General features: G+C 74.5%; 19 protein-coding genes and 1 pseudogene. 8 read left to right on the forward strand and 12 right to left on the reverse strand.

The annotated features are described in order from the left end of the window. The first annotated feature begins 122 nt into the window (after nucleotides 1-122). A complete protein-coding gene (locus ACFV46_RS05555) occupies nucleotides 123-3,089 on the forward strand; it encodes a BTAD domain-containing putative transcriptional regulator (protein ID WP_385497088.1) in 2,967 nt (988 codons plus the stop codon). Between the two features lie 229 nt (nucleotides 3,090-3,318). Further along, nucleotides 3,319-3,510 carry a hypothetical protein gene (locus ACFV46_RS05560; protein WP_385497090.1) on the forward strand — a complete coding sequence of 64 codons (192 nt, stop codon included), beginning with the start codon at nucleotides 3,319-3,321 and terminating at the stop codon, nucleotides 3,508-3,510. Nucleotides 3,511-3,634: 124 nt separating this feature from the next. Here the strand turns inward: ACFV46_RS05560 and ACFV46_RS05565 are convergent, their stop codons facing one another. The 3 genes from ACFV46_RS05565 to ACFV46_RS05575 all read right to left on the reverse strand — a co-directional run bounded on the left by ACFV46_RS05565 (nucleotide 3,635) and on the right by ACFV46_RS05575 (nucleotide 7,554). After that, a complete protein-coding gene (locus ACFV46_RS05565; protein ID WP_385497091.1) occupies nucleotides 3,635-4,126 on the reverse strand; it encodes a hypothetical protein in 492 nt (163 codons plus the stop codon). Nucleotides 4,127-4,258: 132 nt separating this feature from the next. Continuing rightward, nucleotides 4,259-6,604 carry a PQQ-binding-like beta-propeller repeat protein gene (locus tag ACFV46_RS05570; protein WP_385497092.1) on the reverse strand — a complete coding sequence of 782 codons (2,346 nt, stop codon included), beginning with the start codon at nucleotides 6,602-6,604 and terminating at the stop codon, nucleotides 4,259-4,261. Between the two features lie 212 nt (nucleotides 6,605-6,816). Further along, nucleotides 6,817-7,554, reverse strand: a complete 738-nt coding sequence (locus ACFV46_RS05575) for a VOC family protein (protein ID WP_385497093.1) — start codon at nucleotides 7,552-7,554, stop codon at nucleotides 6,817-6,819. A gap of 134 nt (nucleotides 7,555-7,688) precedes the next feature. Between ACFV46_RS05575 and ACFV46_RS05580 the strand changes: the two genes are divergently transcribed. Next, the gene (locus ACFV46_RS05580) at nucleotides 7,689-8,324 is read left to right on the forward strand and encodes a TetR family transcriptional regulator (protein WP_385497173.1); all 636 of its coding nucleotides are present in this window, start codon (nucleotides 7,689-7,691) and stop codon (nucleotides 8,322-8,324) included. A 99-nt stretch (nucleotides 8,325-8,423) separates the two neighbouring features. Here ACFV46_RS05580 and ACFV46_RS05585 read toward each other — a convergent pair whose 3' ends face one another. Further along, nucleotides 8,424-8,888, reverse strand: coding sequence for an Lrp/AsnC family transcriptional regulator (locus ACFV46_RS05585; RefSeq protein ID WP_055623597.1), 465 nt, complete (start codon nucleotides 8,886-8,888; stop codon nucleotides 8,424-8,426). Between the two features lie 246 nt (nucleotides 8,889-9,134). On the opposite strand from ACFV46_RS05585, the gene ACFV46_RS05590 reads away from it, so the two are divergent. Both ACFV46_RS05590 and ACFV46_RS05595 read left to right on the forward strand, forming a co-directional pair. Further along, nucleotides 9,135-9,560, forward strand: a complete 426-nt coding sequence (locus ACFV46_RS05590) for a pyridoxamine 5'-phosphate oxidase family protein (protein ID WP_376727151.1) — start codon at nucleotides 9,135-9,137, stop codon at nucleotides 9,558-9,560. 35 nt (nucleotides 9,561-9,595) lie between these two features. Beyond that, nucleotides 9,596-10,252, forward strand: coding sequence for a pyridoxal 5'-phosphate synthase (locus tag ACFV46_RS05595; RefSeq protein WP_361922997.1), 657 nt, complete (start codon nucleotides 9,596-9,598; stop codon nucleotides 10,250-10,252). Nucleotides 10,253-10,262: 10 nt separating this feature from the next. Here ACFV46_RS05595 and ACFV46_RS05600 read toward each other — a convergent pair whose 3' ends face one another. The 5 genes from ACFV46_RS05600 to ACFV46_RS05620 all read right to left on the reverse strand — a co-directional run bounded on the left by ACFV46_RS05600 (nucleotide 10,263) and on the right by ACFV46_RS05620 (nucleotide 14,419). Continuing rightward, nucleotides 10,263-11,129 (reverse strand): GNAT family N-acetyltransferase, encoded by an 867-nt coding sequence (locus ACFV46_RS05600; RefSeq protein ID WP_385497094.1) that lies wholly within the window; start codon nucleotides 11,127-11,129, stop codon nucleotides 10,263-10,265. Nucleotides 11,130-11,201: 72 nt separating this feature from the next. Continuing rightward, complete coding sequence (locus ACFV46_RS05605) at nucleotides 11,202-11,831, reverse strand: GNAT family N-acetyltransferase (RefSeq protein WP_385497095.1); 630 nt, start codon at nucleotides 11,829-11,831, stop codon at nucleotides 11,202-11,204. A 22-nt stretch (nucleotides 11,832-11,853) separates the two neighbouring features. After that, complete coding sequence (locus ACFV46_RS05610; protein WP_385497096.1) at nucleotides 11,854-12,147, reverse strand: OB-fold domain-containing protein; 294 nt, start codon at nucleotides 12,145-12,147, stop codon at nucleotides 11,854-11,856. 14 nt (nucleotides 12,148-12,161) lie between these two features. Further along, the gene (locus tag ACFV46_RS05615) at nucleotides 12,162-13,358 is read right to left on the reverse strand and encodes an FAD-dependent oxidoreductase (RefSeq protein WP_361922986.1); all 1,197 of its coding nucleotides are present in this window, start codon (nucleotides 13,356-13,358) and stop codon (nucleotides 12,162-12,164) included. Nucleotides 13,359-13,471: 113 nt separating this feature from the next. Beyond that, nucleotides 13,472-14,419 carry an RNA polymerase sigma-70 factor gene (locus ACFV46_RS05620; RefSeq protein ID WP_361922983.1) on the reverse strand — a complete coding sequence of 316 codons (948 nt, stop codon included), beginning with the start codon at nucleotides 14,417-14,419 and terminating at the stop codon, nucleotides 13,472-13,474. A 220-nt stretch (nucleotides 14,420-14,639) separates the two neighbouring features. Between ACFV46_RS05620 and ACFV46_RS05625 the strand changes: the two genes are divergently transcribed. Beyond that, nucleotides 14,640-15,818 carry an NAD(P)/FAD-dependent oxidoreductase gene (locus ACFV46_RS05625; RefSeq protein WP_361922980.1) on the forward strand — a complete coding sequence of 393 codons (1,179 nt, stop codon included), beginning with the start codon at nucleotides 14,640-14,642 and terminating at the stop codon, nucleotides 15,816-15,818. A gap of 123 nt (nucleotides 15,819-15,941) precedes the next feature. Here ACFV46_RS05625 and ACFV46_RS05630 read toward each other — a convergent pair whose 3' ends face one another. Further along, nucleotides 15,942-17,267, reverse strand: coding sequence for an MFS transporter (locus ACFV46_RS05630; RefSeq protein WP_385497097.1), 1,326 nt, complete (start codon nucleotides 17,265-17,267; stop codon nucleotides 15,942-15,944). 71 nt (nucleotides 17,268-17,338) lie between these two features. On the opposite strand from ACFV46_RS05630, the gene ACFV46_RS05635 reads away from it, so the two are divergent. Continuing rightward, entirely contained in the window at nucleotides 17,339-18,388 is a 1,050-nt protein-coding gene (locus ACFV46_RS05635; RefSeq protein ID WP_385497098.1) for a GlxA family transcriptional regulator, read from the forward strand. On the opposite strand, the gene ACFV46_RS05640 is transcribed toward ACFV46_RS05635, so the two are convergent. Next, nucleotides 18,296-19,549 (reverse strand): MFS transporter, encoded by a 1,254-nt coding sequence (locus ACFV46_RS05640; RefSeq protein WP_385497100.1) that lies wholly within the window; start codon nucleotides 19,547-19,549, stop codon nucleotides 18,296-18,298. The genes ACFV46_RS05635 and ACFV46_RS05640 overlap by 93 nt on opposite strands. A gap of 114 nt (nucleotides 19,550-19,663) precedes the next feature. On the opposite strand from ACFV46_RS05640, the pseudogene ACFV46_RS05645 reads away from it, so the two are divergent. Then, nucleotides 19,664-19,825: pseudogene (locus ACFV46_RS05645) on the forward strand (cyclase family protein); the annotation flags it as partial. A 392-nt stretch (nucleotides 19,826-20,217) separates the two neighbouring features. Here the strand turns inward: ACFV46_RS05645 and ACFV46_RS05650 are convergent. Continuing rightward, on the reverse strand, nucleotides 20,218-20,679 hold the full coding sequence (locus ACFV46_RS05650) for an ATP-binding protein (RefSeq protein WP_283292931.1): 462 nt from the start codon (nucleotides 20,677-20,679) through the stop codon (nucleotides 20,218-20,220). Between the last annotated feature and the right edge of the window lie 161 nt (nucleotides 20,680-20,840).

Raw genomic sequence — 20,840 nt, forward strand, 5'->3', positions numbered from 1 at the left:
AAGGGCGCGTGAGGGTGGTGTGACATCCCGCGCGCCGGACCGCCGACCCCCGTTCCAGAGCTGACGCATCGGCCGGAACAAGGCAAACTGACGGAGTTGCAAACGGTCTGAGGGAGACGGCGATGGACGGGGAACCGCGAGTGCCGGAGCAGAGGCGTCCCGGCTCCTCGGCGGATGCGGCGGCGCCGGTGACGGCCCTGCGCTTCGGCGTGCTCGGCCCGGTGCGCGCCTGGCGCGGCGAGGAGCCCGTCCCCACCGGCTCACCGCAGCAACGCGCCCTGCTCGCGGCCCTGTTGCTGCGCGAGGGCCGCACGGCGACCGCGGCGGAGCTGATCGACGCCCTGTGGGGCGAGGAACCGCCCTCGCAGGCGCTCGCCGCCGTCCGCACGTACGCGTCGCGGCTGCGCAAGGCGCTGGACGCCGGGGTCCTGGTCAGCGAGTCCGGCGGCTACGCGATCCGGGGGCTCGGCGAGGGCGCGCTGGACCTGGCGCGGGCGCAGGAGCTGGCCGCCGACGGCGAGAAGGCCCGGGCCGCCGGGGACCTGTGCCGGGCGCGGGAGCTGCTGGGGCGGGCGCTGACGCTGTGGGACGGCGAGGCGCTGGCCGGGGTGCCCGGCCCGTACGCGGAGGCGCAGCGGGTCCGGCTGGAGGAGTGGCGGCTGCAACTCCTGGAGTCCCGGCTGGACATGGACCTGGAGCAGGGCTGCCACGCGGAGGCCGTGTCGGAGCTGACCGCGCTCACCGCGGCGCACCCGCTGCGCGAGCGGCTGCGGGAGCTGCTGATGCTCGCGCTGTACCGCAGCGGCCGGCAGGCGGAGGCCCTGGCCGTGTACGCCGACACCCGGCGGCTGCTCGCCGACGAGCTGGGCGTGGACCCGCGGCCCGGTCTGAAGGAGCTCCAGCAGCGCATCCTGCGGGCCGACCCGGCCCTCGCCGAGCCGTCGTCCCCGGCGGCCGAACCGGCGGCGGCGCCCGTGCGTCCGGCCCAGCTCCCGGCCACGGTGCCCGACTTCACGGGGCGGGCGTCGTTCGTGTCCGAGCTGAGCGACGTGCTGTCCTCGGCCGAGGGCCGGGTGATGGCGGTGTCGGCGCTGGCCGGCATCGGCGGCGTGGGCAAGACGACGCTCGCCGTGCACGTGGCGCACCAGGCGCGGGCCGCGTTCCCCGACGGGCAGCTGTACGTCGACCTCCAGGGCGCCGGTCCGCGCGCCGCCGAGCCGGAGACCGTGCTGGGCTCCTTCCTGCGGGCGCTCGGCACCGCGGACACGGCGATCCCCGACTCGCTGGAGGAGCGGGCGGCGCTGTACCGCTCGGTGCTGGACGGACGGCGGGTCCTGGTCCTGCTGGACAACGCCCGGGACGCCGCCCAGGTACGGCCGCTGCTGCCGGGCACCGACGGGTGCGCGGCGCTCGTGACGTCCCGGGTGCGCATGGTCGACCTCGCGGGCGCCCACCTCGTGGATCTGGACGTGATGTCGCCGGAGGAGGCGCTGGCCCTCTTCACGAAGATCGTCGGCGAGGAGCGGGTGGCCGCCGAGCGGGAGGCCGCGCTGGACGTGGTCGCCGCGTGCGGGTTCCTCCCGCTGGCCATCCGGATCGCGGCGTCCCGGCTGGCGGCGCGGCGCACCTGGACGGTGTCCTCGCTCGCCGCGAAGCTCGCCGACGAGCGGCGCCGGCTGGACGAGCTGCAGGCCGGGGACCTCGCGGTGAAGGCGACGTTCGAGCTGGGCTACAAGGCGCTGGAGCCCGCGCAGGCCCGCGCGTTCCGGCTGCTGGGCCTCGCGGACGGCCCCGACATCTCGCTGGCGGCGGCCGCGGCGGTGCTGGACCTTCCGGTGGAGGACGCGGAGGACCTGCTGGAGCCGCTGGTCGACATGTCCCTGCTGGAGTCGGCGGCCCCGGGCCGCTACCGCTTCCACGACCTGGTCCGCCTCTACGCCCGCTCCTGCGCGGAACGCGACGAGCACCCTCCGGGGGAGCGGGAGGCGGCTCTGTCGCGTTTGCTGGACTTCCATCTGGCGACGGTCTCCGGGGTCTACCTGATCGAGCGGCCCGGCGACCGGCTGGTGGACCACCTGGAGCGCACCGCGTATCCGGGGCTGACGTTCGACAGCCGGCGGGCCGCGCAGGACTGGCTGTACTCCGAGGCGGTGTGCCTGCTGGCCGCCGTCCGCCAGGCGGCGCGGCCGGCGACGCTGCGCCGGGCCGTGGACGTGCTGTGGGCGGCGGTGGACCTGGCGGAGTCCGGCGCCAACTCCAAGGAGTACGAGACGGTCGCCGCCCTGCTGCGGGGCGTCGCCCAGCGCGCCGGCGACGCGCGTTCGGAGGGCCGGGCGCTGACCGCGCTGGCCTTCGTGCACCACATCTCGGGCAGCCGCTTCGACGTGGCGCTCCAGGAGGCGCGGCGGGCGACCGAGCTGGCCGGGCAGGCGGACGACCCGCTCACCGGCTGCTGGGCGTCCAACATCAGCGGCGTGGTCGAGCTGTACCAGAGCCGGCACGACGAGGGCGAGGCACACTTCACCGCCACCATCGAGAACTTCCGGGCGCTCGGGGACCGTCCGGGCGAGGCGAGCGCGCTGTGCAACCTCTCGCGCATCCACCTCGCCACCGGCCGCACCGCGAGCGCGGTGGCCCTGGCCCGCCAGGGCACCGAGATGTACGACGCGATGGGGCACGCCCTCAAGGGCGCCAACGGACGCTACGCGCTGGGGCTCGCCCTCACCCAGAGCGGTCAGCTCACGGAGGCCACCGAGTGCCTGCGGCGGGCGCTGCGGGTGTTCCGGGACAGCCGGCAGCGGCTGTGGGAGGGCATGACGCTGTTCCGCCTGGCCGAGGTCGATCTCACCGCGGGGCGGTACGCCCACGCGGCCGCCGACGCGGAGACGGCGCTGACCCTGTTGCGCGGCATCGGCGGCGAGTGGCGGCACGGCAACGTCCTCACCGTGCTCGGCCGCGCCCTCGACGGCATCGGGCAGCCCGGCCGCGCCCAGGTCTGCTGGCGGGAGGCGCTCGCCCTGTTCGAGGCGCTCGGCGCGCCGGAGGCCCTGGAGGTGCGGGGTCTGCTGGCGCCGTCGGCGGCGGCCTGATCCCGCCGACTCCGCCCGCGCGCGCGGGCGTTCATCGTTCGTTTATCGCGGCCCGGCACTGTGAGGGGTGCCGGGCCGTCGCGTCGGGGGGCAGACGGAACGGCGGGGGGCCGGGACCTTAGGGTGAACCGGCCCAGCAGGGCCCGCCCGGCAGCCCGCGGGGGAGCTGCCGGGCGGATCCTGCCGCACACAGCACCGAGTTCCGTCTCTTTTCAGGGGAGAAACCGAGATGTCCGACGAGAACAGCACCGACAACGTCCACGCGACCGGCGAGCCGATCGACACGACGGACAACGTCCACGCCACCACCGAGCCGCTCACCACGAAGAACGTGCACGCCACGAGCGAGCCGCTCAAGCTGAAGGGCGACAGCGGCGACGCGTCGGCGGACAACGTCCACGCCACGGGCGAGCCCGTCTGATCCGGACCACACCCCACGGGGAGACGACCGCGGCGGCGCGGAGGGGGAGCCGTCGCGGTCGTCGGGGTGTCAGGGGGTGCGGCGGCCGTGCCCCCGCCGCCGACCAGCCCGGTGAGCGGCGGGGCTAGTACGAGTCGTCCATGCGCAGGGCCTCGCCGAGGACACAGGTGCCGCTCCCGGTGGTGCTCGTGCGGGCCACGACGTCGACGGACTCGGTGGCGCCGGGCTCGACCGTCAGGATGCCCGAGGTCGCCTTGTCCAGCTCGCGGCCGCCGGAGTCCTTGAACGTGACGGTGAACGTGTACGAGTAGGTGCGCAGCGCGTCGCTGTTGGTGGCGCTCACCCGGGCGACGAGGCCGCGGTCCGGGTCGTTCTCGCACCGGTCGATCTTGACGTCACGGGTCTCGGCGGCGCCCGGCCCGTCGCTGCTGCGCGTACCGCCCGAGGTGGACCCGGTGCCGTAGTCGTCGTCATCGTCGTCGTAGTGGTGGGTGCTGCCGCCCCCGTAGCCGCCGGAGCCGGAGGAGGAGCTGTGCGAGTCCGAGCCGCTGCAGCCGCCGCCGTGCGAGTGCCGGGCCCCGGTCAGTGCGACGACGACGCCGACGCAAACGGCCACAGCGCGGACATGACGAAGCTTCACTGGTGTCAACCCCCGTTGATTTGAGCGTGAGCACGTCACGGTAGCAGCCGATGTGCGGCAGCAAGCGCTCACTCGGCGTGACCCCGCGCGCAGGACCCGTGAAGGCCCTTATGCCGTACGGGCGGTTCCGGTTCCCTTCTCCGCGTCCAGCGCGTAGACGCAGCGGTCCTTGCTGCACGCGTACACGACTCCGTCGCGCACCACCGGGGAGCCGGTGATCTCGCCGCCGGTGGCCAGCTTCCACCGCAGCCGGCCGTCGTCGGCCTTGAGCGTGTAGAGCAGGTGGTCGGTGGAGCCGAAGTGGATCCGGCCCTCCGCCACCGCGGGGGCGCCCACGATGTCGCCGCCCGCCTGGAAGCGCCACTTCGGCGTCCCGGTGACCGCGTCCAGCGTGTACAGGCCCTTGCCGCTGCCGACGTGGACGTGACCGGCGGCCACCAGCACCGGCTCGGTCGAGGCGCGGGCCTCGGTGGCGATGCGCCAGCGGTCCCGGCCGTCGGTGGCGTCGAGCGCGTACACCGTGCCGAGGTAGTCGGCGAGGTACACACCGCCCCCGGTCACCGCGGGCCCCGGCACGAAGGCCGGCGGGCACAGGAAGACCGCCGGGGCCTCGAAGTGCCAGCGGACGTGCCCGCCGGCCGCGTCGAGGGCGAGCACCCGGGTGCCGGCCGAGACGTACACATAGCCGTCGTGGGCCTTCGCCACCCGTACCGGCACCCCGCCGCAGGAGGCGGCGTCGCCGATCAGGTACGACCAGCGCTCCTCGCCGGTGCGGGCGTCCAGGGCGCGCAGCCGGGCGTCCTGCCAGACGTACGCGGTGCCGTCGAACAGCGCGGGGCCCGCCTCCGGGGTCTCGAAGTCGGTCTGCGCGCCGGTGATCTCCCAGAGCTTCTGGCCGTTCGACGCCTCCCACGCCTGGACGCCGCCGCCGCGGGTGCCGGTGAGGACCGTGCCGCGCTCGGCCTTCAGGGAGTACACCCAGGCGTCCGTCTGGAGCCGCCACAGGTCGGCGCCCTCGCGGCACTCCAGGGCGAACAGGGTGGGGCCGTCGGAGGCGTGGATGCGCCCGTCCGCGACCGCCATGGACCAGGCCACGTCCCGGGTCTTGAAGCGGCGGCGGCCGGTGGCGACGTCCAGGGCGTGGACCTCGAAGGAGGTGACGTAGACGAGGTCACCGGCGACGGAGGGGGTGCCCCAGACGTCGTTCGACATGCGGAAACGCCAGGGCCGCCAGCCGCCCGGGCCCTCGGCGGGGGCCGGGGGCGCGGCCGGGAGGGCGGGGTCGGCGCCGTTGACGCCGGGGCGGGGTCTGGACCAGGAGGCGACCAGGGCGGCCTCCGCGGGCGGTGCCTTCATCGCGGCGGCGCGGGCGTCGGCGACCCGGGGGCCGGGGCCGATCGGGACGGCGGCGCCCGCCAGCTGGACGGGGCCGGTGTCGGGGGCGCCGACCGGCACGGGCGCGGCCTGGGGGCCCGGGACGACCGGATCGTGCGGGGGCGGGGGCGGCACGGGCGCGGGGACGCCGCGGCCGGGGGCGGGCGCGGGCTTGGGGGTGGGGCGGCCGCCGCGGCGCGTCTCGATCAGGCTGACCGCCCGCTCGGGCAGCCAGGCGGAGGCGGTGCCGCTGTCGTCGGTGCCGGAGCCGAAGAGATGCGGGGCGAGCTGGGCCTGGAGGTCGGCCGGGTTGGGGCGGGCCGTCGGGTCCATCTGCATGCAGGACTCGATGAGGGGGCGCAGCTCGTCGGGCAGGCCCTCCAGGTCCGGACCCTCGCGCAGCAGCATGAAGACCGTCTCGACCGGGTTGGCGCCGTGGAAGGGCGGGTGCCCAGTGGCGGCGAAGACCAGCATCGAACCGAGCGAGAAGACGTCGCTGGCGCCGGTGACGCTGCGGGAGTCCTTCGCCTGCTCGGGGGACATGTAGGCGGGGGTGCCGACCGCGACGTTGGTCATGGTCAGACGGGTGTTCGACACGCCGGACGCGATACCGAAGTCGATGACGCGCGGCCCGTCCTCGACGACGAGCACGTTGGACGGCTTGAGGTCACGGTGGACGAGCCCGGCACCGTGGATCGACTGGAGGGCCTCCGCCACACCCGCCGCCAGCCAGCGCACCGCCTGGGCCGGGAGCGGCCCGCACTCGTTCACTATCTCCTCGAGGGAGGGGGCGGGGACGTACGCGGTGGCCAGCCACGGCACGGCGGCGCGCGGGTCGGCGTCGACCACCGCGGCCGTGTAGAAGCCGGAGACCGCCCGGGCCGCCTCCACCTCGCGGGTGAAGCGCACGCGGAACAGCTGGTCCTCGGCGAGCTCCGTACGGACCGTCTTGATCGCCACGCGCCGGCCCGAGGCCGACCGCGCGAGATAGACCAGCCCCATGCCGCCGGCACCCAGCCGCCCGAGCACCTCGAACGGCCCGATCCTGCGCGGATCGTGCTGCGTCAGCTGATCCACCACTCTGCCTGCCACCTCCCCGTACGGGCCCCGTGCACCCACATATGTACGTGACCCCGTGCAGCGTCTCACCACCGCACCGCCTCGGCGGCACGCACCCCGATTCTTCCTGGCCGAGCGCCCGGTGGCGAACCCGGGTTCAAAAAGGGGTGTCTCCGGACAAACCGGCACACGCATCTCGCCCCACACCCCGCCCACCTGCCGGAACGCCCCCCTCAGCGCTCCAGGAGGGCGAACGACGCCCCCTGATTGTCGGTGACGACGGCGACCGTGCCGTACGACGTCTCGAAGGGCGGGACCTGCACCCGCCCGCCGAGCCGGGCGACCGGGCCGAGGGCGGCCGCGCAGTCCGCGACCCGGAAGTGGACGACGAAGTGGGGCGGCATCATCTCCGCGAACACCTCCCCGACCGCCGCCCGCCCGAAGTCCGGCTCCGCCCCGGGACCGAACAGGGCGTCGTGGAACAGCCCGCCGTAGAAGGTGTTGGCGGCCTCGGTGTCCCGGGCGTACAGCTCGGCCCAGGCGAACGTCCCCGGCTCGTGCCGGCGCCCGAACCCGGTGTGCGTGCCCGCCTCCCACAGCCCGAACACCGCACCCTCCGGATCGGTCACCAGCGCGGCCGTACCCAGCCCCTCGCCCACTTCCACGGGCGCGGTGACCACCTGGCCGCCGGCCTGCCGGATCCGCCCGGCCAGCGCCCGGGCGTCCGGGGTCGCGAAGTACACCGTCCACACGCTGGGCATCCGCCCGTCCGTCTTCGGCGCGAGCGCCGCCACCCGCTCGCCGTCCAGCAGGGCCCATACGGCGGAGCCGTACGCCTCCTCGAAGGCCCAGCCGAAGAGCTCGCCGTAGAACCGCTTGCCCGCTTCCACATCGGGGAGCTGCGCGTCCACCCAGCACGGAACGCCCTCCACCTGATCCATTCCGTCTGCGGATGCCCTGTTTTCGGCCATACCGCCAACGTAACGGCCTCCCGCGCACCGCGCAGACCAGGCACATCAGCCCTCGCACCCGGGTGCACCCCATTTGCAGTCGGCCGAATCGCGCCCCGATGCCGCCTCGGTAAGCTGACGACATGACAGGACAAGTGCGTACCGTCGACGGCCGCGTGGCCGGCCGGCGTGGGCAGGCGACCCGGCAGAAGCTGCTCGACTGCCTCAGCGAGATGCTCAGCTCTTCCCCGTACCGGGACGTCAAAGTCATCGATGTCGCCCGGAAGGCAGGCACTTCGCCCGCCACCTTCTACCAGTACTTCCCGGACGTCGAGGGCGCCGTCCTGGAGATCGCCGAGCACATGGCCACCGAGGGCGCGGAGTTGACCGCCCTGGTCGAGGGCCGCAGCTGGGTGGGGAAGGCGGGCTGGCAGACCGCGCAGGAACTCGTCGACGGATTCCTGGACTTCTGGCGGCGCAACGACGCGATCCTGCGGGTCGTCGACCTCGGCGCGTCCGAGGGCGACAAGCGCTTCTACAAGATCCGCATGAAGATCCTGAACTCGGTCAACAACTCCCTGGCGGACGCGGTGACTCAGCTCCAGTCGAAGGGCCGGGTCGACAAGGACGTCAACCCCGCGGCCGTCGCCGGATCGCTCGTCGCGATGCTCGCCGCGGTGGCCTCGCACCAGAAGGGCTTCCAGAGCTGGGGCGTCAAGCAGGCCGAACTCAGGCCGAACGTGGCCCTGTTGGTGCATCTGGGCGTGACCGGCAAGAAGCCCACGAAGTGACGCCCGAGCGGCCGTCGGGGCCGCCCCCGGCCGACTAGCGCCCCCAAGTCCTGTCTGGCAGGCGGTGGTCCACCCGGGTGGGCCACCGCCTGCCGTACGTCACGGCCCGGTCCGGCCGGGCAGCGGGCGGTCCTTCACCACGTGCTTCATCACGAGCGTCGACGTCAGCCGCTGCACGCCGGGGAGCGTGGCCAGCCGCTCGTCGTACAGACGCTGGTAGGCCGCGAGATCGGCGGCGACGACCCGCAGCAGATAGTCGGGCTCCCCGAACAGCCGCTGCGCCTCCAGCACCTCCTCCACCTCGCCGAGCGCCCGCTCGAACCCGGCGACCGTGTCCCGGTCCTCCTGCCGCATGGAGACGAAGACCAGCGCCTCGAAGGCGAGCCCGACCGCGGCCGGGTCCACCACCGCCCGGTAGCCGCCGATGGCGCCGGACCGCTCCAGCTCGCGCAGCCGCCGGTGGCACGGCGAGACGCTGAGCCCCACCCGCGCGGCCAGCTCCGTCACGGTCAGGCGGCCGTCCTGCTGCAGCTCGGCGAGGATGCGTCTGTCCACGTCGTCCATGGGACGGATCCTCCCCCGCAGGACCGGGCGCCGGGCAAATGCCACCGTCGTTTTCGGGTCAGCTCGCCCGGGACCGGGGGACGAGCCGGCTTCTGCGCCGAGGGCGAGGGCGGGGAGCGCCAGGTGGCCCGGCGGGGCCGGACGGGGGAGCCGCCTCGGCTGGGCGTGGTGCCGGCGACGGGGGATGGTTCTGCCCGTCGGGGACGTTGGTAGGGGGAAGGGAGTGAACCGACCGAAGGAGACGGTATGGCACTGACCCGTGAAGAGCGTGAGCAGTTCCTCGCCGAGCCGCATGTCGCGGCGCTGGCGGTCGACGGGGGCGACGGGCGGGCCCCGTTGACGGTGCCCGTCTGGTACCAGTACGCGCCGGGCGGCGACGTGTGGGTGCTGACCGGCCTCGACTCCCGCAAGAACCGCCGCATCCAGGAGGCGCGCCGCTTCTCCCTGCTGGTCGACCGGCTCGAACCGACGATCCGGTACGTCTCGGTCGAGGGCCCCGTCCTGCGGACCGTCCCGGCCACCCTGGAGGACCTCCGGGAGATCTCGGCCCGCTATCTGCCGCCGGAGAAGGTCGACGGCTATGTCGACTTCGCCTGGAAGAACCACGGCGAGCAGGTCGTCGTCCACATGCGGCCCGAGCACTGGCTGTCGACGGACCTCGGACAGATCTGACGACCGACCCGACACGCGCCCGGCACAATCGCGGCATGGGAACGGATCTTCACGACCTGCTGAGGTCGCTGCGGGTGTGGGACGTCGAGCTGCCCTCCTTCGACCCGTCGGGCGCGCCCGACGCTCCGCTGGAGCTGTTCACCGCCTGGTTCGCCGAGGCGGTCGCGGCCGGGCAGACCGAGCCGCACACGATGTCCCTCGCGACCGCGGACGAGGAGGGCCTGCCGGACGTGCGGACGGTGATGCTGCACGGCGCCGACGCGTCCGGCTGGTCCTTCGCCACGCACCGGGACAGCCGCAAGGGCCGCCAGCTCGCCGCCCGCCCTTACGCGGCCCTCGGCTTCTACTGGCCGGCGCAGGGGCGCCAGGTGCGGGTGCGCGGCCCGGTGACGGCGGCCCCGTCCGCCGAGGCGCGGGCCGATCTGCACGCCCGCTCGACCGGCGCGCTCGCGGCGGCCCTGACCGGCCGGCAGAGCGAGGTGCTCGCCTCCCCCGGGGAACTGGCGCGCGCGTCGGAGGCCGCCTGGCGGCGGGCCCGCGAGGAACCGGACGCGCCGGTGCCGACCTGGACGCTGTATCGGTTGCGCCCCGACGAGGTGGAGTTCTTCCAGGGCGACGCGCGGCGCCGGCACGTACGGCTCGTCTACCGGCGTACGGAGGCCGGATGGGCCAGGGAGCTGCTCTGGCCGTGAGGGGCGGGCGTCAGCGGGCGCGGTGGAGGTCGTACGCGGTGAAGTCGGCGACCGGGCGGTAGCCGATGCGCTGGTACAGGCCGTTGCTCGTCGGATTGGACAGGTCGGTGAAGAGCAGCACCTCGCGCACCCCTGAGGTGAGCACGGACCGGGTGACCGCGGCGGTGGCCGCGCCGCCGTAGCCGCGTCCACGCAGGGGGGCCGGGGTGTAGACGGGGGCGATGCGGACCTGCCCGGCGATCAGGGGCGTCACCCCGGCCATGGCGAGGGGCGTGCCGTCCTCGCCCTCCCACAGGGTGACGCCGCCGTAGGAGACGCGCGCGTCGGCCCAGGCGCCCGGATCGCGCGCGGGCGCGTGCCCGGTGGCCTCGGTGAACTCGCCGTACCACTGGGCCAGCAGCTCCCGGTCCTGGGGGCCGGCCACCCGGGCGCGGCCGGCCGGGACCGGCTGCGGGAGGGTGAGATTGCCGAGCCGGTACAGGCGCTGGCGCTGTCCGACGGTGCCGCGCGCGCCGGTCTGCCGCTGCCAGGCCGCGACGAACGCCTCCGCGGTCTCCTGCGCGGCGATGACGCCGGGCACCGCGTGCCCGAGGGCGAGCAGATGGGCGGCGAGGGCGTCGGCCTCGTCCGGGGTGAGCGGGGTGACGTTCAGACGGTAGGGCGGGGTGCGGAAGTAGGCGGCCCGCACCTGCCCGTCCCGTTCCAGCGCCCCGAACACCGGGGCCTCGTCGCCGTACGCGCGCGGCCCGTTGGTGCGCAGCGTCTCGGTGACCGTCAGGGCGACGGTGTGCAGGTCGGGGCGTGAGCGCAGGAAGCCTCCGGCGTGGGACAGGAAGCCGTTGAGGTCCTGGGTGGAGTACCAGTCGTCCGGGCGCATGCCTCATGATCCCGCGCACCGCCGGGAGTTGTGCACTTTTCTCCGCCGTGGACACGAAGACGGCACAAGTCCTCACACCGGCGCGGGCGTTGGGGTAAAGGGGCGGTCGGGCTCCGGGTCGGTGGCGAGCCGGGCGTGCAGGTGCACGTCCCGGTAGGCGTCGTGCCGTCCGGCCTCCCACATCGCGCCCCGCAGAGTGCCCTCGGCGGGGAAACCGCACCGCTCGGCGACACGGCAGGAGGCGTCGTGGCCCACGGCGTGCCCGAGTTCGAGGCGGTGCAGACGGGGGCCGTCCGGCGCGGTCAGCGCCCAGCGGGCGGCGAGGGCGAGCGCGCGGCCGGCCACACCGTGTCCGCGTGCCTCGGGCAGGACCCAGTAGCCGACCAGGCCGTAGTCCATGCGCCGGCTGACGACCGTCACGCCGACATGGCCGAGGACCACTGCGGACCGGGCGTCGGTCACGCAGTACGCCGCCGAGCCGTCCGCCGTGTCGGCGGCGGTCCGCAGGGAGTCGAGGGCGCCCTCGCGGTCCGTGGCCAGCGACAGCGGGGTGTTCCAGCGCCGGAACTCGGGGTCGGCGCGGCCCCGGAACCAGGCGTCCAGGTCGGCCTCGGAGTCCGGGTCCCAGGGGCGCAGCCGCAGTCCGTGGCCGTGCAGGTCCGGGAAGGGGCGGGGCGCGGGGCGTATCGCGGAGTCGGTCATGAGGCCATTGAAACCCGGAGGGTCAAGGGGCCGGGCCGAACAGGGGCACGCCGTCCGGGAAGGCGGCGGTGAGCGCCCGGCCGGGCCGCGGCCGGGCGGGGTCCGGGCGGTCCACGAGCCCGGTCGTCGTCCGGGGGCCCTCGGCGAGGTCGACGACGGCGGCGAAGTACGGGACGCGCGTGTCGAAGGGCGGCAGGTCGCTGCGGTGCACGACGGACCAGGTGGAGAGGGCGGCCCGGCCGCTCGCGGCCTCCCGGACGACGTCCTCGCTCCTGGCGACCGTCCGGGCGCCCCGGCCGTCTCCCGGCCGGGGCACGCCCCCGGGGCGGCTCAGGCGGCCGCCTCGGCCGGGGAGACGGCGGCGTCGGGACCGGCAACCACCCGGCGGCGGCGCAGCGGCATGCCCATCCCCGGGTTGCCGACGTTCCAGGCGGCGCCTTTGCAGATCAGCTCCTTGTAGAAGGCGGCGATCCGGCCCCTCAGGACCGCGCGGACCGGACGGTCGTCCCCGGTGACGTACTGGATCAGGCCCTGCTTGCGGCCCAGCGAGATGCACTGGTTGAAGTAGCGCAGCGGAACCTTCGGCAGCTTGCCCCCGGTCAGCCGGGCCACGATGGCGTCGGCGGCCTGCCAGGCGGTGAAGCCGCCCGAGGCGCACGACATGCGCAGCGGCTTGCCGCCGACGCCCCGTGCGAGGGCCGCGTCGCCGATGGCGTAGACGTCCGGGTGGGAGACCGAGCGCATGGTCTCGTCGACCACGATCTGCCCCCGGTCGCCGACCTCCAGGGTGGTGGCCAGGGCGATCGGGTGGACGGCGAAGCCGGTGGTCCACACGGTGACCGCGGCCGGGAGTTCCGCGCCGCCCGCGGTGCGGACCCGGTCGGCCTCCACCCCGGTGGCGGTGGTGTCCTCGTGGACGGTGATCCCGAGCCGGCCGACGACGTCGCGCAGGTGGCGGCGGCCCTTGTCGGAGAGCCAGTCGCCGAGTCCGCCGCGCACGACGAGGGAGACGTCGAGGTCCGGGCGGGCCTCGGCGATCTCGGTCGCGGCCTCCACGCCGGTGAGGCCGCCGCCGACCACGACCACGGGCGCCCCGGCGTCCAGCGCGGCCAGGCGGTCGCGCAGCCGCAGCGCGCCGGGGCGGCTCGCGAGCTCGTAGGCGTGCTCGGCGACGCCGGGGACGCCCTGGTCGTCCCAGCCGCTGCCGAGCGCGTAGACGAGGGTGTCGTACTCCAGCTCCTCGGTGCCGTCCGCGTCCTCGACGGCCACCGTCCTGCGGTCGGCGTCGACGGCGGTGACCCGGGCGATCCTCAGGTCGACGCCGGTGCCCCGGAAGATCTCGGCGAACGGCCGGGGCCTGAGGGTCTGCCCCACGGCGAGCTGGTGCATCCGGACGCGCTCGACGAAGTCGGGCTCCGCGTTGACCAGGGTGACGGTGACGTCGTCGCCGTGCAGGCGCCTGGCGAGCCGCCCGGCGGCGAACGCTCCGGTGTAGCCGCCGCCGAGCACGATGATGCGGTGCTGCATGTCCTTGCTCCTGTCTTCAGCGGGTTCGCCACCTGAACCGGGCGGCCCGCCGATTCCTGACAGGAACGCGATGTGAACCACGTCACATCGAGGGCAACGACGTCGTACGCCGGTCAGAACGCGTCGCGCACCAGCGGTTCCCCGTGGTCGCGGGCCTGCCAGACCCGGGTCGCGCGCTCCAGCTTGTCGGGGTTGACCTGGCTGCGGAACGCGGCGAGGCCGTCCTCGGCGACCTCCACGCACATCACGCCGATGACCCGGCCGTCGACGACCGCCACGAGGGCGGGCCCGCCGTTGGCGGTGGCCGCGTAGTACTCGGGCGACCCGCCCACCAGGGCCCGCTTCGCGTCGCTGGGCTTGAACAGGCCCCGCAGGAACTTCGCGACCGCCAGGGCGCCCTCGACCGCCTTGGCCCGCGCCGGGACCTTCCCTCCGCCGTCGCCGACCACGACCGCGTCCTCGGTGAGCAGCCGCACCAGCGGCTCGGTCCGGCCGCTGATGGCGGCGGTGAGGAACTCGTCGACGATCCGCCGGGCCGCCGCCTCGTCGACCTCGGCCCGCGCCTTGCCCCGCGCGACGTGCTTGCGGGCCCGGTGCAGGATCTGCTGGCTGGCGGCCTCGGTGATGTCCAGGATCTCGGCGATCTCCCGGTGGCTGTAGTCGAACGCCTCGCGCAGCACGTACACGGCCCGCTCGCTGGGCGAGAGCCGCTCCAGCACGACGAGCACGGCGTACGAGACCGACTCGCGCTGCTCGGCGGTGTCGGCCGGGCCGAGCATCGGGTCCCCGGCGAGCAGCGGCTCGGGCAGCCACTGGCCCACATAGGTCTCGCGGCGGGCGCGGGCCGAGGTGAGCTGGTTGAGGCACAGGTTGGTGAGCACCTTGGTCAGCCACGCCTCGGGGACCTCGACGCGCTCCACGTCGGCGGCCTGCCAGCGCAGGAACGTCTCCTGGACGGCGTCCTCGGCCTCGCTCGCCGAGCCGAGCAGCCGGTAGGCGATGGCTTCCAGACGGGGCCGGGCCGCCTCGAACCGTTCCACGTCGTTCACCGTGAGGGCCATGGGCCCGGATCCTAACTCCCGGAGCGCGCAAGGGCAGGTGGAGACAGGCCGCCCGACGCCGCTCCGGGCCACCGCGCACCCGCATCCGGGCCACCGCGCCCACAACCAGGAGAGCTACGTCACAGACCTCACCCAGGTCTCCTACAGTCGTGATCGATCCGCAATCAATTCCGGGCTTGACCGAGACCCATCAACGAATCGCGTGATTACGCTCCGAATCATGGCCGACACCCCCCATCTCCCGGAACGCCCCGTCTACGTCGTCGGGGGCGGCCCCGGCGGGCTCGCCGTCGCGTACGCCCTGCGCGCCCGCGGCATACGGGCCGTCGTCCTGGAGCGGTCGGACGCGGTCGGCGCCTCGTGGCGCGGGCACTACGACCGGCTCCATCTGCACACCACCCGGCGGCTCTCGGCGCTGCCCGGCCTGCCGATGCCGCGCCGCTTCGGGCGCTGGGTGTCCCGCGACGACATGGTGCGCTACCTGGAGAAGTACGCCGAGCACCACGACCTGGAGATCGTCACCGGCGTCGAGGTCTCCCGCGTCGACCCCGCGCCGGACGGCTCCGGCTGGCTGCTGCACGCCACCGGCGGCCGGGAGCTGGCGGGCGCCGCCGTCGTCGTGGCCACCGGGTACAACCACACACCGCGCATCCCCGACTGGCCCGGACGCGCGGGCTACGGCGGTGAGCTGCTGCACGCCGGTGAGTACCGCTCCCCGGCCCCCTACGCCGGCCGGGACGTCCTGGTCGTGGGCGCCGGGAACACCGGGTCCGAGATCGCCGTGGACCTCGTGGAGGGCGGCGCGGCCCGGGTGCGGCTCGCGGTGCGGACGGTGCCGCACATCGTCCGCCGCTCCACCGCAGGGTGGCCCGCGCAGTTCACGAGCATCCTCGTACGGCGGCTGCCCGTGCGGCTCGTCGACCGGCTGGCCCGGCCCGTGGCCCGGCTCAGCGTCCCCGACCTGTCGGAGCACGGGCTGCCCCGCCCCGACACCGGCCTCTACAGCAGGGTGAGGGAGGGCGCGATCCCCGTCCTGGACGTCGGGCTCGTCGACGCGGTGCGCCGGGGGCGGATCGAGATCGTCGCCGCCGTCGAGGGGTTCGACGCGGACAAGGTGGTCCTCGCGGACGGCAGCCGGATATCGCCGGACGCCGTCGTCGCGGCCACCGGCTACGCGCGTGGCCTGGAAGGGCTGGTCGGCCATCTGGGGGTGCTCGACGAGCGCGGGAGACCCGGCGTGCGGGGCGCCCGGACCCCGGCGGACGCGCCCGGTCTGTACTTCACCGGCTACACCAACCCCATCAGCGGCAATCTGCGGGAGATGGCGCTCGACGCGCAGAAGATCGCCCGGTCCGTCGCCCGCGACCGGCGCCGGGTGGTCGCCCGGCTGCCCGTCTGACCCGGCCCGTCCACGAGCCCGGACGGGAGGCGTCCGCCCGGCTTCCGTGCGCACGACGGTTCCTGACGTGGCGTCAGCTCCCTTGACCGCTCTTCCACCGGGGCCGGTTCCGGTGACCGCGGGTCAGAGGGCGGGGACGGCCGGCGCCGGACGCCTCCGGATCACCAGGGCCATCAGCGCCGCCGCCGCGCACAGCGCGCCGGACGCGTACCAGACCATGTCGTAGGTGCCGAACACGTCCCGCGCGACCCCGCCGAGGAACGCCACCAGCGCCGCGCCGACCTGGTGGGAGGCGAGGACCCAGCCGAAGACGATCGCGCTGTCGTCGCCGTACTGCTCCCGGCACAGGGCGACGGTGGGCGGGACGGTGGCCACCCAGTCGAGGCCGTAGAAGACGATGAAGAAGAGCATCGGCGGGTGGACGCTCGGGGCGAGCAGCATCGGCAGGAACAGCAGCGAGACACCGCGCAGGGCGTAGTACACCGCGAGCAGCCGGCGCGGTTCGAAGCGGTCGGTGAGCCAGCCGGAGAACACCGTGCCGACGACGTCGAAGACGCCGATCACCGCGAGCAGGGAGGCGGCGGCCGTGATCGGCATGCCGTGGTCGTGGGCGGCGGGCACGAAGTGGGTCTGGACGAGGCCGTTGGTGGAGGCTCCGCAGATCGCGAAGGTGCCCGCGAGCAGCCAGAAGGGACCGGTGCGGGCAGCGGAGAGGAGGACGGTCACGGCCCGGCGGGCGGCGCCCCGCGCGGGCGGCGGCTTGGGCACGAACTCCGAGGCGCCGTAGGGCGCGAGGCCCACGTCCGCCGGGTGGTCGCGCAGCAGCAGCCAGACGAAGGGGACGACCGCGAGCGCCGTGAGCGCGACGGTGACGACGGCCGGCCTCCAGGTGTGCTCCTCGACCATCCAGGACAGCAGCGGCAGGAAGATCAGCTGACCGGAGGCGGAGGCGGCGGTGAGGATGCCGGTGACCAGGCCCCGGCGCTCGGTGAACCAGCGGTTGGTGACCGTGGCGGCGAACGCCAGCGCCATCGAGCCGGTGCCGAGGCCCACCAGCAGGCCCCAGCACAGCAGCAGTTGCCAGGCCGCCGTCATCCAGTAGGTCAGCCCCGACCCGGCCGCGATCAGCACCAGGGCCACGGCGACGACCCGCCGGATGCCGAACCGGTCCATCAGCGCGGCGGCGAAGGGCGCGGTGAGGCCGTACAGCGCCAGGTTGAGAGAGACGGCGGCCCCGATCGTGCCGCGCGACCAGCCGAAGTCGGCGTTGAGCGGGTCGATGAGCAGACCCGGCAGGGAACGGAAGGCGGCGGCACCGAGGATCGTCACGAAGGCGACCGCGGCGACGAACCAGGCGCGGTGCACACGCGGCCGGCGCGGCGACGGCGACCCGGCGGCGGAGGCGCCCGGGGCGGCGTTGTCGGAGAGTGCGGGGGTCGTCTGAGTCACGTCCTCGAGCTTCGGGCCTGCGCGCTTCCGGTTCCATTGGCCCGAAGGACAGCATTCGTTAGGATCGGGCCATGCCTTCTGAGCCGAGCTCCCGCCCCCCGGCGGACTCCCGCCCGGGGCCGGAGCCCCACCGGGTCGCCGTGCTCGCCCTGGACGGGGTGATCCCCTTCGAACTGGGCATCGCACACCGCGTCTTCGGCCGCCCCCGGGACGCCGGGGGGCGGCCGCTGTACGAGGTCGTCACCTGTTCCGTCCGGCCGCCCGGACCGGTGCGCACCGACGCCGACTTCGCCATCCAGGTCGAGCACGGCCCGGAGGCCCTGGCCACCGCCGACACGGTGATCGTCCCGGCGTCGTACGAGCGCGGACCGGTCTTCGAGCGGGGCGTCCTGACCGACGAACTGGCCGCCGCGTTCGCCCTGATCCGCCCCGGCACCCGGATCGCCTCCATCTGCACCGGCGTCTACGTCCTCGCCGCGGCCGGCCTGCTGGACGGCCGCCCCGCGACCACGCACTGGGCGGACGCGCGCCGCTTCCAGGAGCTGTTCCCGGCGGTCGACGTCGACGCCGACGTGCTGTTCATCGACGACGGCGACCTGCTGACGTCGGCCGGGGTCGCCGCCGGGATCGACCTGTGCCTGCACATGGTCCGCCGCGACCACGGCACCGCGGTCGCCAACGACGTGGCCCGCCGCATGGTGGTGCCGCCGCACCGGGACGGCGGGCAGGCCCAGTACATCGAGCGCCCGGTCCCCGACCCGCAGCAGTCGTCCACGACCGCCGCCCGCGCCTGGGCCCTGGCCCACCTCCACGAGCCGATCCAGCTGCGCGACATGGCCGACCAGGAGTCCATGTCCGTGCGCACCTTCACCCGGCGCTTCCGCGAGGAGGCCGGTGTCAGCCCCGGCCAGTGGCTGACCCGGCAGCGGGTGGAACGGGCCCGGCATCTGCTGGAGACCACCGACCTCTCCGTGGACCAGGTCGCCGAGCGGTCCGGCTTCGGCACCGCCCAGTCGATGCGCCAGCACCTACAGGCCGCGCTCGGGGTCACCCCCACCAGCTACCGGCGCACCTTCCGCGCGGGCGGCGGGGCCTGCCTCCAGGTCGCCGGGAGCCGGTGACCGGTCCCGCCGGGCCTCCCCCCACCAGCCCACCGCGGTCAGCAGCAGCGTCACACCGACACCGGCCAGCACGGCCGTGGACGGCTCGACCACCCGGAGCAGGGCGCCCGCCAGCGACCCCGTCGCCGCGTACCCGGCGCCCGCCGCCGCGTACAGCACGGAGTAACCGGCGGCCAGCGCGCCCGGCGGCAGCGCGTCCCGCAGCGACAGATTGCGGGTGATCAGCGCGCCGGACTGCAGGATGCCCGCGAGGATCAGGGCGACCGCCATGCCCGGCCCGTCGGGTATCAGCGCGAGCAGTGCCACGAACACCGACATGCCGCACATCAGGACCACGCTGCGCGAGCGCAACCGGCCCGGCCACGACCGCAGTCCGTACACGAACGCCCCGGCGCCCGCCCCCAGCGCCATGCCCGCCAGCAGCGGACCCGACCAGCCCACGCCGATCCCGCGCTGCTCCAGCAGGGCGGGCAGGGTGAGTTCGGTCAGGCCGAGCAGGGTGATGCTGGCCGCGCCCGTGACGTACACCGGCCAGGCGCCCAGGAGCACACGGGTCCGCACCCGGTTCGCCCGGCCGCCCTGCCCCTCCTTCGCCCAGCCCGCGGGCAGCAGCCGGTGACCGGCCACGGACAGCGCCATGAGGACGGCCGCGAGGAGCAGCGGCACCCGGGGCGCCCAGGCGAGGGCCAGCCCGGCGACCGCGACCGGCGAGACCGCCCACACACCGGACATCAGCATCGACTCCGCGGACAGCGCCTGCGCCACGGCACGCTCCGGCACCAGGAAGGTCAGCAGCGCGCGCTGCCCTCCGGCGGCCGCGGACGGGGCGGCCCCGGCGAGGAACGCGAACGCGCCGAGCACCACGGCGTGCGACCCGGCGAAGACCCCGAGACCGGTGAACCCCAGGGCGCCGCCCGTGAGTCCGGCGGTCAGCTGGCGCCGGCCGCGCTCCGGGTCCAGACGGGTGCCGAGGACCGGCGCGGCGACGATCTCGCCGAGCACATAGGCCGCCGCGAGCGCCGCGCCCAGGCTGTAGCCGCCGGGCCGCTCCCTCACCAGGAACACCAGCGCCAGCGGGGTCATGGCGACCGGCATCCGCGCGGCGACGGCGGTGCCGGCCCACACCAGGACCTGCCGGGAGGCGATGTCTCGATAGGTCATGCAGTCGACGGTAAGTCCGGGCACCGACAACGAGGCAGCCGTTTTCCGGGCCTGTGGAAAACTCCCCCGCACCCTGCGGGGCGAGACGAACCACCCGTCCCGGGGCGGAGTTCGGGCATGCCGCAGGGCCACCAGAACCGGAGTCCCGAAGCGTTGTCCACAACCTGTGGAGAAGAGGGCCGCTTCCCGTTCCCGCTGCCGGCGACGCCCGAGCCCTTCGTCGGCGGCACGGGTGGCCCGGTCGCCCCCGTGGCGGTTCTTCGACGGTCTCGATGAGGCCGGCTGGCGGCGCGGCCTCCCCCACTCCCGGCTCCACCGGGCGGGGATGCCCCGACCGCCCCGAGCACGGCACGCGCGCCGCCATCCGGCTCCGGCGCGCCTGCCCCTCCTGGCCCTGGAGAACCGACGCCGGAACACGACCCACACTCGGCAAGGGCCTCCGTCACCGAAGCCCTCGCCGTCCCCTCGCGGCGAATCGCTGACCACAAGCGTGATCAAACGGACACGACTCGTCAACACCCCGTTGGGGATTTGTTACTTACGTCCCATTTGTAAATGCCCGCGCACGGAAGCATGCACGGGCGCATCGAGGGCCGCCGTCCCGGACGAGGGGGCGCCTCCTGCATCCGTGCTCCGCGGACCACGACGGCGACCGCGGTGTGCGCCGGTCACACCGCCTCGTACGCGAACCCCTCGTAGGCGGAGACCCCGCCGCCGCAGGCGGTGACGGCGGCATCCTGCTCGCCGCCCCGGTCGAGTTCGCACCAGATGCGCTTGCCGGAGCCCTCGGAGGCCCAGCCCCACCGGTCCGCGAGCCCGTCGACGAGGGCGAGCCCGCGCCCGCCCGTCGCGTCGCCGTCGGCACAGCGGGGCACGGGCGCCCGGCCGCTGCGGTCGGCCACCTCGAGCCGGACGGTGGCGGAGTCCTGCGGCGCCTCGGGCAGGGAGAGCCGCAGCACGGCCGGACAGCCGGTGTGCACCACGGCGTTGGTGACGAGTTCGGAGACGAGCAGGATCAGCGTCTCGGCGAGCGGCTCGTCGGCCCCTATCCCCGAGCCGGCGAGCCGTGAGCGCGCCCAGCGCCTGGCTCGCCCCACCTCAGCGGGATCGGGCCGGATCTCCAACTGCACTTGAAGCACCTGCACCGCTCACACCATCCGAACCGGCGGACACTTGACCCCGCGCCTCACGAGGGCCACGATCCTAGCCATTTTTTTCATGGCCAGAACAATGGCCAAAGCCAGGGTCACGGAACGTGAATCCCTTGACTGACAGCATGGTTGACGTACAG

The sequence above is a fragment of the Streptomyces sp. NPDC059852 genome (genome assembly GCF_042731455.1).
Classification (GTDB): Bacteria; Actinomycetota; Actinomycetes; order Streptomycetales; family Streptomycetaceae; genus Streptomyces.